The sequence below is a fragment of the Cupriavidus sp. FW216-B1 genome, assembly GCF_058789195.1.
This window is the reverse complement of sequence record NZ_JBYTEL010000004.1, coordinates 27,791-41,975: the sequence shown is the minus strand read 5'-3', so window position 1 is coordinate 41,975 and position 14,185 is coordinate 27,791. Positions and strand designations below refer to the sequence as shown.

At 69.4% G+C, this 14,185-nt stretch carries 13 protein-coding genes; 10 read left to right on the top strand and 3 right to left on the bottom strand.

Features of this window, described 5'->3' with window-relative positions:
• The 6 genes from AC3WXD_RS12505 (at window position 1) to AC3WXD_RS12480 (ending at window position 5,660) form a co-directional block, all read left to right on the top strand.
• Window positions 1-861, top strand: a complete 861-nt coding sequence (locus tag AC3WXD_RS12505; RefSeq protein ID WP_492323819.1) for a VOC family protein — start codon at window positions 1-3, stop codon at window positions 859-861.
• Window positions 862-872: 11 nt separating this feature from the next.
• Window positions 873-2,048, top strand: a complete 1,176-nt coding sequence (locus AC3WXD_RS12500) for an FAD-dependent monooxygenase (RefSeq protein WP_492323895.1) — start codon at window positions 873-875, stop codon at window positions 2,046-2,048.
• Window positions 2,045-2,512 carry an acyl-CoA thioesterase gene (locus AC3WXD_RS12495; RefSeq protein WP_492323818.1) on the top strand — a complete coding sequence of 156 codons (468 nt, stop codon included), beginning with the start codon at window positions 2,045-2,047 and terminating at the stop codon, window positions 2,510-2,512. The genes AC3WXD_RS12500 and AC3WXD_RS12495 overlap by 4 nt, the downstream gene beginning before the upstream one ends.
• Window positions 2,513-2,593: 81 nt before the next feature.
• Window positions 2,594-3,349, top strand: a complete 756-nt coding sequence (locus AC3WXD_RS12490; RefSeq protein WP_020200618.1) for a maleate cis-trans isomerase family protein — start codon at window positions 2,594-2,596, stop codon at window positions 3,347-3,349.
• Window positions 3,350-3,425: 76 nt separating this feature from the next.
• The gene (locus tag AC3WXD_RS12485; RefSeq protein WP_492323817.1) at window positions 3,426-4,682 is read left to right on the top strand and encodes an MFS transporter; all 1,257 of its coding nucleotides are present in this window, start codon (window positions 3,426-3,428) and stop codon (window positions 4,680-4,682) included.
• 204 nt (window positions 4,683-4,886) lie between these two features.
• Window positions 4,887-5,660, top strand: coding sequence for a TetR/AcrR family transcriptional regulator (locus AC3WXD_RS12480; protein ID WP_454732902.1), 774 nt, complete (start codon window positions 4,887-4,889; stop codon window positions 5,658-5,660).
• Window positions 5,661-5,669: 9 nt separating this feature from the next.
• On the opposite strand, the gene AC3WXD_RS12475 is transcribed toward AC3WXD_RS12480, so the two are convergent.
• The 3 genes from AC3WXD_RS12475 to AC3WXD_RS12465 form a co-directional block, all read right to left on the bottom strand.
• Complete coding sequence (locus tag AC3WXD_RS12475; RefSeq protein WP_492323816.1) at window positions 5,670-7,124, bottom strand: purine-cytosine permease family protein; 1,455 nt, start codon at window positions 7,122-7,124, stop codon at window positions 5,670-5,672.
• Window positions 7,125-7,194: 70 nt separating this feature from the next.
• Entirely contained in the window at window positions 7,195-8,334 is a 1,140-nt protein-coding gene (locus tag AC3WXD_RS12470) for an acyl-CoA dehydrogenase family protein (protein ID WP_020200614.1), read from the bottom strand.
• The gene (locus AC3WXD_RS12465; protein WP_492323894.1) at window positions 8,327-9,556 is read right to left on the bottom strand and encodes a CaiB/BaiF CoA transferase family protein; all 1,230 of its coding nucleotides are present in this window, start codon (window positions 9,554-9,556) and stop codon (window positions 8,327-8,329) included. The genes AC3WXD_RS12470 and AC3WXD_RS12465 overlap by 8 nt, the downstream gene beginning before the upstream one ends.
• A gap of 165 nt (window positions 9,557-9,721) precedes the next feature.
• Between AC3WXD_RS12465 and AC3WXD_RS12460 the strand changes: the two genes are divergently transcribed.
• The 4 genes from AC3WXD_RS12460 to AC3WXD_RS12445 all read left to right on the top strand — a co-directional run.
• Window positions 9,722-10,624: a LysR family transcriptional regulator gene (locus AC3WXD_RS12460; RefSeq protein WP_059413624.1), complete on the top strand. Its 903-nt coding sequence runs from the start codon at window positions 9,722-9,724 to the stop codon at window positions 10,622-10,624.
• Window positions 10,625-10,771: 147 nt separating this feature from the next.
• On the top strand, window positions 10,772-12,436 hold the full coding sequence (locus AC3WXD_RS12455) for a DUF262 domain-containing protein (RefSeq protein ID WP_020200611.1): 1,665 nt from the start codon (window positions 10,772-10,774) through the stop codon (window positions 12,434-12,436).
• Between the two features lie 200 nt (window positions 12,437-12,636).
• Entirely contained in the window at window positions 12,637-13,164 is a 528-nt protein-coding gene (locus tag AC3WXD_RS12450) for a 2,4'-dihydroxyacetophenone dioxygenase family protein (protein WP_020200610.1), read from the top strand.
• A gap of 129 nt (window positions 13,165-13,293) precedes the next feature.
• Window positions 13,294-14,185: tripartite tricarboxylate transporter substrate binding protein (locus AC3WXD_RS12445; RefSeq protein ID WP_492323815.1), on the top strand; the 892-nt coding region annotated here is incomplete at its 3' end.

Genomic DNA, 14,185 nt, shown 5'->3' with positions numbered 1-14,185 from the left:
ATGACAGAAGCGAAAAACCTTGGCGCGGCGCCGTCCGTGCAACTGCATGGCGTGCACCACACCGCGCGCCCGACCTGGAAGCTGGGCGAGACCGTGCACTTCTACCGCGACCTGCTCGGCCTGCCGCTGGTGCACGCGATCTCGGCGAAGGGCTGGGGCCCGGACAACCATGCCGATTTCCTGCACTTCTTCTTCGACAGCGGCAACGGCAGCACCATCGCCTTCTTCTACTACATCGGCACCGAGCGGCCGGACTGGCTGACCGTGCGCGAGCACTACCAGGACCGCGCCACCCACACCGCCTGGCGCGTGCGCGACGAGACCGAGCTGCTGCAATGGCGCCAGCGCGTGGAGGCGGTGGGCATTGCGCTGCGCTACCAGATCCGCCACGAGGTCATCGAGTCGATCTACTTCAACGACCCCAACGGCTACCCGATCGAGATCACCTGGCAGGTGCGCCCGTTCAGCGCGGCGGACGCGCGCGACGCGCAGCTCACCATCGACGCCGCCATCGAGCTGGAGGAAGAGGGCGCGGGCTTCGGCTCCATCGAGCCCGTGTGGCAGCGCAAGGCCGCGCGCATCGGCGCCGCGCCGCGGCCGGGCGGCAAGGCCTCGGTCTACGTGCTGGACGTGCCGGAGTTCGCCGCGCTGATCGACGTGGCGCGCGGCACCGAGGGCTACGCCGCCACGGCGCTGGGCAATGGCTATGTGCGCATCGATGGCAACCCTCGCATCGCGCTGCGGCGCAAGGCGCTCGGCTTCAAGCCGGCGGTCTGGTATGGCGCGCTGACCGGCGGCCTGGCGGGGCGCATCGAGCAGTTCGACATGGATGCCTTGCTGATTTCGCCGGAGGATGCGTGATGAAGGGCGTGATGAAGGTCGCGATCATCGGCGGCGGCCCGTCGGGGCTGTTTCTTGCCATCCTGCTCAAGGAGCGCCTGGCGGCGGTGGAGATCGACATCTACGAGCAGAACCCGGAGGATGCCACCTTCGGCTTCGGCGTGGTGCTGGCGGACACCGGCCTGTCCAGCCTGCGGGCGGCGTCGCCCTCGGTGGTGGACGCGCTGGCCGGCGCCATGCGCTTCAGCGACCGGCATTCCATCGTCAGCCACGAGCACCCCATCACCATGAAGCGCCCGGGCGCGGGCGGCGGCGCGATTCCGCGCATCCGGCTGCTGGCGATCCTGCAGGCGCGCGCGTGCGAGCTGGGCGTGCGCATTGCCTACCACACGCGCATCACGGATTTCTCCGCGCTCGATGCCGACCTCGTGGTGGGCGCCGACGGCGTGAATTCGCTGCTGCGCGCGGCCAACGAGGCGGGCTTCGGCACCACGCGGCGCAACCTGACCAACCATTTCGCGTGGTACGGCGTGGAGAAGGCGTTCGCCAACCCGGCGCTGGTGTTCCGCAAGTACGAGGGCGGCTACTTTATCGCGCACTATTACCCGTACTCCGACACCATGAGCACCTTCGTGGCCGAATGCGATCACCAGACCTGGACCGACTTCGGCATGGAGGCCATGCCGCAGGAGGCGCGCCAGGCGCTGTTCGAGCGGATCTTCGCCGCCGAGCTGGGCGGCTACAGGCTGGTGTCCAACAATTCGGTGTGGCGCCAGTTCCCGGTGATCGTCAACCAGACCTGGCACTGCGGCAACCAGGTGCTGATCGGCGACGCGCTGACCAGCGCGCATTTCTCGATCGGCTCGGGCACGCGCATCGCGATGGAGGACGCCATCGCGCTGGCCGACGCCGTGGTCGCGTTCCCCGGCGACGTGCCGGCGGCGCTGCGGCGCTACGACGCGGTGCGCCGCCCGGAGAAGGCCAAGCTGATCAGCGCGTCGGAAGCCTCGTACAACTGGTACGAGCGCATCCGCGAATGGATGGATCTGCCCACGCCGCACGAGTTCGTGTTTCGCTTCATGACGCGCACCGGCCGCGTGGACCTCAACCGCCTGCGCGAGCAGTATCCCAACCTGATGGCCGAGCTGGCCGCGGGCGGGGTGGGTGGCATGGGCGGCATGGGCGGGTCCGCCGCGACGCAGCCATGATGCGCGCCACCGAGTACGTGCTCGGCGAACAGCCCTTCGTGGTGCGCCGCGTGGTCCGCTGGGGCGACTGCGACCCGGCCGGCGTGGTCTACACCGGCCGCTTCACCGACTACCTGCTCGGCGCGGTCGGCCTGTTCTCCGACCACCTCGCCGGCGGCGCCGGGCGGCTCGGCGCCGTGCATGGCGTGGGCACGCCGTGCAAGGGCATGCGCTTCGAATTCATCGGCACGCTGTGGCCGGACGACGTGATCGACATCGAGTGCTGGGTGGAGGCCATCCGCACGCGCTCCTACGACATCCGCTGCGTGGCGCGCCGGCCGGACGGCACGCCGGTGTTCGACGCCATGTTCTCGCCGATCTGCGTGCGGCTGGACGAACGCGTGGGCACGCCGATTCCGGATTCGCTGCGCGCGGCGCTCGCCGCCTTCCAGCGCACCGCGGGCCACGCGGCAGAAAGCGCGTAGGCGCATAAGCGCATAAGCGCATAAGCGCATAAGCGCATAAGCGCATAAGCGTGCATAAGCGCGCATCACATTCACGACATCATGCAATACAGAATCGGACAGATCGTTCCCAGCTCCAACATCACGATGGAGCGCGAGGTGCCGGCCATCTTCGCCGGCCGCATGCAGGCGCTTCCCGAGCGCTTCTCGTTCCACGCCAGCCGCGTGCGCATGCACCGCGTGGTGGCGGAGGAACTGGCGCGGATGAACCAGGACATGGGCCGCTGCGCGCTGGAGCTGGCCGACGCACGCGTGGACGTCATGAGCACCGCATGCCTGGTGGCCACCATGTGCATGGGCAAGGGCTATCACCGCCGCGTGGTCGAGGACCTGCTCGCCGCGCTCGAGGACGTGCCGTACCAGCCGGCCATCATGACCTCCGCCGGCGCGCTGGTGGAGGAGCTCAAGGACTTCGGCGCGCGCCGCATCTCGCTGCTGGCGCCATACAGCGACGCGCTCACGCGCACGGTGGTGGAGTACGTGGAGAGCGAGGGCATCGAGGTCAAGGACGTGCTGAACTTCTCGATTCTCGACAACCTCGCGGTTGGCGAGCGCGATCCCATGCAACTGCTGGAGGACGTCAAGCGGCTCGACACCGCCGGCGTGGATACGGTGGTGCTCTCCGCCTGCGTGCAGATGCCGTCGCTGCCGGCGATCGAGCCCGCGCAGCGCGCGCTCGGCATCCCGGTCACGTCCACGGCGGTCTGCACGGCGCGCCAGATGATGCGTCGGCTCGGCATCGAAGCGGTGGCGCCGAATGCGGGCGCCTACCTTGGCAGCAGAACGGGCCTCGCATAACGGCCACGGTTTCATCGGCATCACCTCATCGCAGCCGCCCGCAGAGGCGGCTTCACCCGAAACGGAGACAAGCACCATGCAGCATTCCCGCCAACCGGCCGGCGCCCCCGGCCGATGGACCTATATCGCCGTGATCTTCGGCGCCGCGCTCGGCATGCTGGCCGGCTACGCGCCCTTGTTCAACGCCACCGCCGGCGTGTTCGTGCGGCCGCTGGCCACCGAGTTCGGCTGGGGCCGCTCCGAGGCGTCGCTGTCGTACGCGGCGTCGATGTTCGGGCTGGCGGTGGTCAGCCCGCTGGTGGGCACGCTGATGGACCGCTTCGGCATCCGCCGCGTGATCGCGGTGTCGGCGCTGGTGTTCGGCGCCGCCACCGCCTGCATGGCGCTGCAGAACGGCAGCAAGGCGTTGTGGATCGGCTTGTCCGCCGTGGTGGGCGTGTTCGGCGCGGCCACCTCGGTGCTGGGCTATCTGGCGGTGCTGCCGCAATGGTTCGACCGGCGCCTGGGGCTGGCGCTGGGCATCGCCATGTGCGGGCTGGGCGCGGGCACCGTGCTGATGCCGGCGGCCGCGCAGTACCTGGTGACGGGTTTCGGCTGGCGCACGGCCTATGTGGTGCTGGGCATCGGCTCCGTCGTGCTGTCGCTGGCGGCCTGCGCGCTGCTGCGCGAGCGCAGGGCGCCCGGCAAGGGCACGGCGAAGGCGCCGGCCGGCGAGGGCGTATCGTTCGGCCAGGCGCTGCGCAGCTACCGCCTGTGGGCGATCTGGGCGGTCTTCGTGCTGGCCTCGTCGGCCACGCTGTCGCTCGGACCGCACCTGCCGGCGATGTTCGCCGACCGCGGCTTCAGCCCGGCCGATGCCGCGCGCAGCGCGTCGATGGTGGGCGTAGGCCTGCTGGCGGGCCGCATCCTGACCGGCATCCTGATCGACCGCATCCACGCGCCGTTCGTGGCCTGCGTGTTCTTCGTCGGCGGCGCGCTGGGCATCTTCCTGCTGCGCGCGTCGCACGACTACCAGATGCTGCTGCTGGCCACCACGCTGATCGGCCTGACCATCGGCGCGGAGGGCGATCTCATCTCCTACCTGGTGCGCTCCTACTTCGGGCTGCGCGCGTTCGGCGCGCTGTTCGGCATCGCGTTCTCCGGCTATGGCTTCGGCGCGGTCATCGGGCCGGTGAGCCTGGGCGCGTGGTTCGACCGGCACGGTAGCTACGACGTGCCGCTGCTGGCGCTGCCGTGCATGCTGCTGGTGGCCGGCTTGCTGACGTTGTCGCTGGGCCGCTACCTGCGCCCGGGCGGCCACGCTGCGGCGGTGCCGGAGCCCGCCGGCGCCTGACTCGCCATCGCCGGGGCGGGCGGGTAGAATTAGCAGGGGCGCAATTTCGCCGCGCCCGGCGTCCGAGGACGTCCACTGCGCGTTCACCGCGCATCCACTGAGCTGCCGATTCCCATGCCCGCCGCCCGTACTGCTGCCCGTAAGCCCGCCGCCGAGCCTGACCACAAGACGCCGACCGCGAGGAATGCGCCGAATGCGCCGAACGTGCCCGGCGTACCGGAGGCACCGAACCCGCCGCGCCGCCGCGGCCGCCCGTCCAAGGCGGATTCCGCCATCGGCGCGGAGCCGATGCTCAGCCGCGTGGCGATCCTCCAGCACGCGATCCAGCTTACCAAGTCGGTGCCGCTGGACCAGATCTCGATGGTCCAGCTGGCGAAGGACTTCGGCGTGGCGCCGGGCCTGATCCACTATTACCTGGGCGGCCGGGACCAGCTGGTGTCGGGCGTGCTGAACGACTACTACCGTCAGCGGCTGACGCGCATCCCCTCGCTGACCGGCGACTGGCGTGCCGACGTGGAAGCCATCGCGCGCCTGAGCTTCGAGGTGGCGGTGGAAAATCCCGGCGTCAGCATCTACGTGGCCTCGCACAACCGCTTCCGCCTGTTCCAGGACGTCGAGCCGGGCGAGATCGATTACGGCATGGAATTCTTCAACCGCATGACCTCCGCGTTCATGCAGGGCGGCTTCACCGCTGAGCAGGTCGCGCTGGCCTACCACCTGCTCGCGCAATACCTGGTCTCCGCCAGCATGGCCGAAGCCTCGCGCCAGTTGCCGGCCCATCACCAGGCGTTCATCGAAAAGAAGCTCGGCTCGGTCTCCGCGCTGCAATATCCCGGCGCGCGCTACGTCAGCAAGGCGTTTTCGCGGCTGTCTTCCGACACGGCGTTCGAGGAAGGGCTGCGCATCACGCTGGACGGCATCGCGGCATGGCAGCGGGAGCCCCGGCCGGCGCGCAAGCCGCGGGCCCGGGCAGCCTGAGGGCGCGGTTCAGCCGCCGGCGCGTTCTGCGCTGCCCAGTTCGTCGGGCAGGATCAGCGCGGCTGGCGCCATGCCGGCCCGGCAAGCCACGTAGTACAGCGCCGCCGGCACGGCCAGCCCGATGATCCACGAGATGTCCACGCCGCCCAGCGGCGCCACCAACGCGCCGGTATAGAACGGCGTGGCGATGAACGGCAACTGCACCAGCACGCCAAGCGCGTAGATGGCGATGCCGGCCAGGTTCCAGCGCCCGTAGCGCCCGTCCGGGTCGAACAGAGCGGGCACGTCGTAGCGCTCGCGCGTGACGAAATAGTAGTCGACCAGGTTGATCGCGCTCCACGGCGTGAAGAACGCGAGCAGGAACAGCAGGAAGGCCGAGAACTCCCTGAGGAAGGCGCGCTCGCCGGCCAGCGCCAGCGCGGTCGAGAGGCCCACCATCAACAGGATGCAGCACAGCCGCGTCCGCCCGGAGATGGCGCGCCGGCCGCTGAAGCCGGTCAGGATGGCAGCCACGGACATCACGCTGCCGTAGGCGTTGAGCGTGGTGATGGTGAGCTTGCCCAGCGCAATCGTGAAATAGAGCAGGGCGGCGACCGCGCCGCTGGCGCCCAGGCCGACGATGAACGCCACTTCGTGCCCGGCGAAGCGGTCGCCGGCCAGCGCGGCGGCGAACACCCCGAACGTCATGGAGATCTGCGCGCCCGCCACCGAGCCCACGCCGACGGCGAGGAAGGTTCCGAGTGCCGGTGTGGCGCGCGGCAGATAGCGCGAATAGTCGGCCACGTAGGGGCCGTAGGCGATCTGCCAGGAAGCGGACAGCGACATCGCGAGCAGGAAAGAGGCCATCGTGAAATGCCGCCGCTGCAGCAGCGCGCCGATGTCGTTGCCGTGCAGCAGGCTGGCGAACAGGTACAGGAATGCCAGCACGCCGACGAGGCTGGAGATGCGCCCCATCGCATGGATGGTGCGGTAGCCCAGCGCCGCCAGCATCACCACCAGCGCCGCGAAGAGCAGGATGGCGCTGCCGTTGGCAATGCGCAGCAACTGGCCCAGCGCCTGCCCGGCCAGCATCATGCCGCCGGCGGAGAAGCCGACGTACATCACGCATGCGAGCGCCAGCGGCAGGATGGCGCCGTACACGCCGAACTGCACGCGGCTGGAGATCATCTGCGGCAGGCCGAGCCGCGGGCCCTGCGCGCCATGCAGCGCCATCACCGTGCCGCCGGCGAGCTGGCCCGCGAACAGCCCGACGAGGGACCAGAACACGTCGCCGCCCAGCACCACCGCCAGCGCGCCGGTTACCACCGCCGTGACCTGCAGGTTGGCGCCGAGCCACAACGTGAACTGGCTGGACAGGCTGCCGTGGCGTTCGGCGTCGGGGATATAGTCGATCGAGCGGCGCTCCATCAGTGTGGGCGCGGACGTGTGTGCGGCGCGCGTGCGCGCGTTCTGGTCTGCTGTCATGTGTGTCTCCTGCACGGGAATGCGCCGCCGTGCGGCGTTGCCGCCGGCGGTCGCGTCATGGAAGGTCAGCTCAGGCGAATGCCGCGCGCGCGATCACGAGGCGCTGGATTTCCGACGAGCCTTCATAGATGCGCAGGATGCGCGCGTCGCGCACCAGGCGCTCCAGCGGCATCTCGCGCGTGAAGCCGTAGCCGCCGTGGATCTGCAGCGCGGCATCGGTAACGAAGCCGACCATCTCGGAGGCGTAGAGCTTGGCCATCGAGGCGTGGTCGGTAAATGGCTGGCCCGCCCCGCGCCGCACCGCGGCCTGCAGCGTCAGCAGCCACGCCGCTTCCAGGCGCGTGCGCATGTCGGCGACCATCCATTGCAGGCCCTGCTTGCGCGCCAGCGGCTCGCCGCCCACGTGGCGCTGCCGGGCCCAGCCGGTGGCGGCTTCGAGCGCGGCCTCGGCAATGCCCAGGCTGGTGGCGGCCACGTCGAGCCGGCTGTTGTCGAGCACCTTCATCGCCGTGCGGAAGCCGCTGCCCTCGGCGCCCAGGCGGTTGGCGGCGGGCACGAAGCAGTCGAGCGCCACCTCATGCGCGGGCGCGCCGCGGATGCCCATCAGCTTTTCCGCCGGGGCCACTTCCACGCCGGCGCTGCGGCGGTCCACCACGAAGGCGCTGATGCCGCGCGTGCCGGCCGAGGGGTCGGTCTTGGCGTAGATCACGATGAAGTCCGCCGCGTTGGCGTTGGAGATGAAGTGCTTCACGCCGCGCAGGCGGTAGCCGTCGCCCTCGCGCGTGGCGCGCGTGGCCATGTCGGCTGGATTGGAGCCGGCGCGCGGCTCGGTCAGCGCGAAGGCGCCGAGCCGGGTGCCGGCGGCGGCGTCCGGCAGGTAGCGCGCGCGCAGCTCGTCGTCGCCGCCGATCAGGATGGAGTCCGTGGCCAGATAGTGCGCGCCGACCATGGACGAGGTGGACGCGCAGGCCCTGGCGATCTCCGCCAGCGCGAGGATCAGTGCCACCGGCGTGGCACCGATGCCGCCCCAGCGCTCGGGCAGGTTCATGCCCATCACGCCGAGTTCGGCCAGTTGCGGCACGTAGCGCGTGGCGGGGATTTCGTCGCGGTCGACCTCGGCGGCGTTCGGCGCCAGCTCGGCGCGCGCAAAGCGGCCGATGGCGTCGGACATTTCCAGGTCGGCCGGCTGCACGCCCAGTCGTTCAAGCATGATGGTTCTCCAGTTCGGGTTTGTCGTGTGGGGCGAGGGCGGTGTCCGGGCCGAGCGCGCCGCCGGCGCGCAGCGCCTGGACCTGCAGCGGGCCCAGGCCGAGCGCGCGCAGGATGGTGTCGGTATCCTGGCCGAGCGCGGGCGCGGGGCGCAACGGCGCGGCGTGCTGGCCGGAGAACTTCACCGGCTGGGTGGGCACGCGGGCGAGGCTGCCGTGCTTGCCGGCCACCTCGGCGAGCAGGCCGCGGTGCGCGGCGAGCTCGCTTTCCAGCGCCTGCCTGACGTTGCGGATCGGCGCCACCGGGATGCCGGCCGCGCCCAGCACGCGGTTGACCTGCGCGACCGTGCGCGTGGCGGACCAGTGCTCGATGCAGGCGCGCAGGTCGGCCTCGTGGGCGCAGCGCGCCGGATCGTCGGCGAAGCGCGGATCGGCCGCCAGCGCGGGCTGGCCGATGGCGCCGGCCAGCGCCTGGAACAGCTTGTTGTTCAGCACCGCCACCACGTAGAAGCCGTCCGCCGCGCGGAAGGCGCCGAACGGCGCGGACGAGGGATGGCGGTTGCCCACGCGCCGCGGCGCCTCGCCGGTGGCGGCGTAGCGGGCCACCAGCGTGGCGCTCAGGCCGAGCGTGGCATCGAACATGGAGACGTCCACGTGCGTGCCCTTGCCGCTGCGTTGCCGCGCCAGCAGCGCAGCGAGGATGCCCCACGAGGCAAAGAGGCCGCTCACCACGTCGGAGACCGCCTCGCCCAGCACCGTGGGTGGGCCGTCCGGCGCGCCGGTGGCGTCCATCAGGCCGCACATGGCCTGCAGGATGATGTCGTAAGCCGGGCGGTGCGATTCCGGACCGGTCTGGCCGAAGCCCGACACGCTGGCGTACACCAGTCCCGGATTGTCCGCCTGCAGCGTGGCGTAGCCGATGCCGAGCTTGTCCGCCACGCCGGGGCGGAAATTCTCCACCACCACGTCGGCGCGCGCGCACAGCGAGCGCGCCAGCGCCCGCCCGGCCTCGGTCTTGAGGTCGATGACGATGCTCTGCTTGTTGCGGTTCATGGCGCGGAACAGGCCGCTCTCGCCATCGGCGAACGGGCCGATCGCGCGGTAGTCGTCGCCGCCGGGCGGCTCGACCTTGATGACCTCGGCGCCGAGGTCGGCCAGCAGCGCGGTGCAGTACGGGCCGGCCAGCACACGCGAGAAATCGATCACGCGGATGCCGGCCAGCATGCCGGGCGGCGCGTCGGGATGGGGCACTGGATAGGCGGCTTGCACTTGTCGTTCCTCCTGGTTTTGTTGCGGGCGCCGGCCTGGGACACCCGGATCAGTGGATTCTGTGCATCCGTGGCTATCAAGTAAAATATTGAAATCCACTATGACCTATAAGATTTCTTGATGCGTGTCTCCTTGCGCCTGCTGCGCTACTTCGCCGCGGCGGCCGACACCGGCAGCACCACGGCCGCGGCGCGGCAGCTCAACGTGTCCCAGCCGTCGGTCTCGGTGGCCATCCGCGAGCTGGAAACGCTGTTCGGCGCGGCGTTGTTCGCGCGCGACGCCGGCGCCAGGATGACGCTCACGCGCTTCGGCGTGCGCAAGCTGGCCGAAGCGCGCGAGATCCTGCGCGCGGCCACCGCGTTCGAGGCCGGCGGGCCCGGCGACGGCGCCGCCGGCGAGGTGCAGATCGGCGTGTTCAGCACGTTGGCGCCGGTCTACCTGCCGGTGCTGCTGCGCCTGGCACGCGAGCGCTACCCGGCGCTGACCGTGCGCTTCGTGGAAGGCGACCTCGCGCAGATGGAGGAGGGCTTGCGCAGCGGCTATATCGAGTTCGCGCTGACCTATGACGTGGGCCTGCCCGCCGAGATCGACCGCGAATGCCTGGCCGAGCTGCCGCCCTACGGGCTGGTGCCTGCGGCATCGAAGCTGGCCAGGGGGCGCGGCGGCGTGTCATTGCACGCGCTGGCGCGCGAGCCGCTGATCCTGGTGGACCTGCCGCACAGCCGCGAATTCCTGATGGCGCCGTTCTGGCAATATGGGTTGCACCCGGAAGTGCGCTACCGTGTTGCCTCGCTGGAACTGGCGCGCGGCATGGTGGCCAACGGGCTGGGCGTGGCGCTGCTGATCACGCAGGCGCCGCCCGCCACCGTGGCCGGCGGCGTGGCGCAGCGGCCGATCCGCGAGCAGACGCTGCGCCAGCCGCTGGTGATCGCGCGCCTGGCGGGCGCGCAGCGCAGCGCGGCATCGGAACTGCTGGCCGGGTGCGCGCGCGACGCGGTGCGGGAGGCGATGGCGGCCTCGTGAGTCCCGTGAACCTGTGTCGAACCTGTCGGCCCCTCTTGCGCATGGGCCGCCGCGGGGATGGCGGCTAAAGAAATTGTCCCGCTTGCCGTAGAGCAGGCGGCGGCCTCCGCGCGTGGGAGGCAGGCTGGAAAACAACGTCCCGAAAACATGAAAAACCAAAAAGAAACCATCCGCAAGATCGTCGGCTACCTTAACAACCCGGACGAGGACGGCGGCTTCTGGCTGCCGAACATCCAGCGCCCGTTCGTATGGGGAGAGGAGCAGATCTGCCGCCTGTTCGACTCGATCCTGCGCGAATACCCGATCAGCACGCTGCTGGTGTGGAAGACCACCAGCGGTATCCGCCGCCGCAAGTTCATCGACAACTGGACCGATTCGCTCAAGCTGAGCACGTTCTTCGTGCCCGAGGACGAGAAGAGAAAGTGCCTGGTCCTCGACGGGCAGCAGCGGCTGCAGAGCCTGTACATCGGCTTGTGTGGCAGCTTTGCCGGCAGGGAGCTTTGCTTCGACGTGCTCAGCGGGACCGCGACGCTGCCCGACGACATCAAGTTCCGCTTCGCCTTCCGCGTGGCCAGGGAGTCGGCCTTTCCGTGGGTGAAGTTCAAGGACCTGGTCATGACCAGCCGCCGCAAGCGCGACCTGCTCCGGGAGATCGAGGCCAGCGCGGGCCGCGAGCTGACGGCCGAGGAGGAGGACCGGATCGACAACAACCTCGACCTCGTGGACCGCACCTTCAAGATGGACGAGTCGATCACGTACCAGGAGCTGGACAGCATCGACAATCCCACGCTCTATACCGAGGACGACGTGGTCGAGGTCTTCATCCGCGCCAACTCCGGCGGCACCAAGCTGGAGAAGTCGGACCTGCTGTTCTCGCTGCTGAACGCGACCTGGGACGTGGCGGACAACCGCATGGAGGAACTGCTGGACGACCTGAACCGCTACGGCTTTGCCTTCGACCGCGATTTCGTCCTGAAGACCTGTCTCGTGCTGCTGGACCAGGGCGCGCAATACGAAGTGTCGAAGTTCAGGAAACCGGGCGTGCGCGAGGCGATCGAGGCGGACTGGGAGTCGTTGTCCGACTCCATTCGCGCGGTGGCCGACTTCGTCCGCAGCAAGACGTACATCCAGGGCGACAAGGCGCTGCCTTCCTACATCGCGCTGATTCCGCTGATCTACGTCCGCCATCATTTTCCGCAGGCCTGGAAGGAGGCGCGGCACATGGACGTGTTCCTCGTGCGCACGCTGCTGGCCGGCGCGTTCAGCGGCCAGTCGGACCGCATCGTGGATGCGCTGGTCAAGCGCTTCCGGGAACTGGGGCGCTTCGACGCGGAGGAGGGCTACGGCGTGATCCGCTCGCAGAACCGGAGCCTGGAGCTGACCCGCGAGCGTTTCTTCGAGATGGGCTATGGCTCCAAGACCATCCACCTCATTCTCAATTTGTGGTATCCGGCGTTCACCTATGCGCCGGCCTACGACAACAACCTGCCGCAGGTCGACCACGTGTTCGCGCAGAGCCGCCTGAGGGCGGTCAAGGTCGTCAACGAGCAGAGCGGCCGGCAGGTCATGAAGTACCGCGATGCCGCGCGCAACCAGTTGGCCAACTGCATGCTGCTGACGCGGGCCGAGAACGGCGCGGGCGGCAAGGGCGACGCGCTTGCCGCGGAGTGGTTCGCCGACAAGTCGCCGGACTATCTCGCGCTCCACCTGATTCCCGCCGATCCGGCGCTCTGGCAACTGGAGCGGTACGAGGATTTCATCGAGGCCCGCAAGGCGTTGATCGCCGACAAGTTCAGTTGGCTGCTGGTCTGACCTTGCCATTCGCATCGGCGGGCGCGGGACGGCGCCCGGAGCGTCTCGCATACCGTCGCGGCGCAGGGACCGTCCGCGGGGGCTAGGGCGTTCCGCGCCACCGCTTCAGGGAAACCCCGGGGTTCGTCGCGCCGCCAGTCTTCCTACAATGAGTCCATATTATAAGTTTCAATTCCATAATATGGACTAATGGACCTCCGATGCCACTAGACACCCCCGACACCGAACCCCTCACGCCCTACCAATATCCCAATCCGCCGCACGCGCTGCCCGAGATCGTGGTGCCGCACGCCATTCCCACGGACGAGCGGCTGTGGGTGCCGCAGGCGGAGAACGTGTGGTTCCGGCCGCTGTGCCTGAACGCCAGCCAGGGCTACTGGATGAACCTGCTGCGCGTGCGCAAGTCCGGCGTGCTGAGCCGGCACCGCCATCCGCAGGCCGTGCACGGCTTCGTGCTCAAGGGCCGCTGGCGGTATCTCGAGCATGACTGGGAGGCCACCGAGGGCAGCTACGTCTTCGAGCCGCCGGGCGAGACCCATACGCTGTACGTGCCGCCCGACGTGGAGGAGATGATCACCTATTTCCAGGTGAACGGCGTCATGTACTACACCGACCCGTGGGGTAAGGGCATGGGCTACGAGGACGTGTTCACCAAGATCGAGATGTGCAAGGCGCATTTCGCGGCGGTGGGCCTGGGCGCGGAATACGTGGACCAGTTCATCCGCTGAGTGCCGCGCGGCGCATGGCGCCGGGAAATATGAGCCGGCCAGCGAGCCGGCCGGAGAAGCCGCGCCAGATGCGCAGTCGCGGCAGCCAACAGCAAGACGCGACAAGACAAGACCACAAGAGGAGACAACATGACAAGGCAGCCCCGTTTTGCCCCGATGCGCGTGCGCGCCATGCTGGCCGTGGCGGGCGCGTTGCTCGCCGTCGCCAGCGCGCCGGCGATGGCGCAGGCCACCGCGCAGGCAACCCCGCAGGCAACCCCGTTCCCCACGCATGGCATGGAACTGGTGGTGCCGTTCCAGGCCGGCGGCGGCACCGACGCGCTGGCGCGCGCGTTCGCGGAGTCGTCGCGCAAGCACCTGCCGCAGAGCATCGTAGTGGTCAACAAGCCGGGCGCCAGCGGCGCGATCGGCTGGGCCGACGTGGCCAACGCGCACCCGGACGGCTACAAGCTCTCGCTGCTCACGGCGGACCTGACCATCGTGCCGCACCTGGGCCTGACCAAGCTGACCTACGAGAACTTCGTGCCGATCGCGCGGCTCAACGCCGATCCGTCGGCCATCACGGTGCGCAGCGATTCGCCGTACACCACGGTGGAGGCGTTCCTGGAGGCCGCGCGCAAGGATCCGGGCGCCATGCGCGTGGGCAATGCCGGCAACGGCTCGATCTGGCACCTGGCCGCCGCCGCGCTGGAGGACAAGACCGGCACCAGGTTCAACCACATCCCGTTCCAGGGCGGCAACCCGGCCGTGCTGGCGCTGCTGGGCGGGCATATCGACGCGGTCACGGTCAGCCCGGCCGAGGTGTCGGTCTACGTGGCGGCCGGCAAGCTCAAGACATTGGCGGTGATGGCGGACCAGCGCGTCAAGGGCTTCGAGTCGGTGCCGACGCTCAAGGAGCGCAACATCGACCTGTCGATCGGCACCTGGCGCGGCATCGGGGGGGGGGGGGGGGGGCCGACCGAGGTGGTGGCGGGAGTGTGTACGGCGGCCGCCAAGACCGCGGAGGAGCACGCGCTGCGCG

What these genes read in the sequence shown, in the direction of transcription:
- AC3WXD_RS12495 (WP_492323818.1), top strand. Translation starts at nt 2,045, where the DNA reads ATGATGCGCGCCACCGAGTACGTGCTCGGCGAACAGCCCTTCGTGGTG.
- AC3WXD_RS12485 (WP_492323817.1), top strand. Translation starts at nt 3,426, where the DNA reads ATGCAGCATTCCCGCCAACCGGCCGGCGCCCCCGGCCGATGGACCTAT.
- AC3WXD_RS12505 (WP_492323819.1), top strand. Translation starts at nt 1, where the DNA reads ATGACAGAAGCGAAAAACCTTGGCGCGGCGCCGTCCGTGCAACTGCAT.
- AC3WXD_RS12450 (WP_020200610.1), top strand. Translation starts at nt 12,637, where the DNA reads ATGCCACTAGACACCCCCGACACCGAACCCCTCACGCCCTACCAATAT.
- AC3WXD_RS12455 (WP_020200611.1), top strand. Translation starts at nt 10,772, where the DNA reads ATGAAAAACCAAAAAGAAACCATCCGCAAGATCGTCGGCTACCTTAAC.
- AC3WXD_RS12460 (WP_059413624.1), top strand. Translation starts at nt 9,722, where the DNA reads ATGCGTGTCTCCTTGCGCCTGCTGCGCTACTTCGCCGCGGCGGCCGAC.
- AC3WXD_RS12470 (WP_020200614.1), bottom strand. Translation starts at nt 8,334, where the DNA reads ATGCTTGAACGACTGGGCGTGCAGCCGGCCGACCTGGAAATGTCCGAC.
- AC3WXD_RS12500 (WP_492323895.1), top strand. Translation starts at nt 873, where the DNA reads ATGAAGGTCGCGATCATCGGCGGCGGCCCGTCGGGGCTGTTTCTTGCC.
- AC3WXD_RS12490 (WP_020200618.1), top strand. Translation starts at nt 2,594, where the DNA reads ATGCAATACAGAATCGGACAGATCGTTCCCAGCTCCAACATCACGATG.
- AC3WXD_RS12475 (WP_492323816.1), bottom strand. Translation starts at nt 7,124, where the DNA reads ATGACAGCAGACCAGAACGCGCGCACGCGCGCCGCACACACGTCCGCG.
- AC3WXD_RS12465 (WP_492323894.1), bottom strand. Translation starts at nt 9,556, where the DNA reads ATGCTGGCCGGCATCCGCGTGATCGATTTCTCGCGTGTGCTGGCCGGC.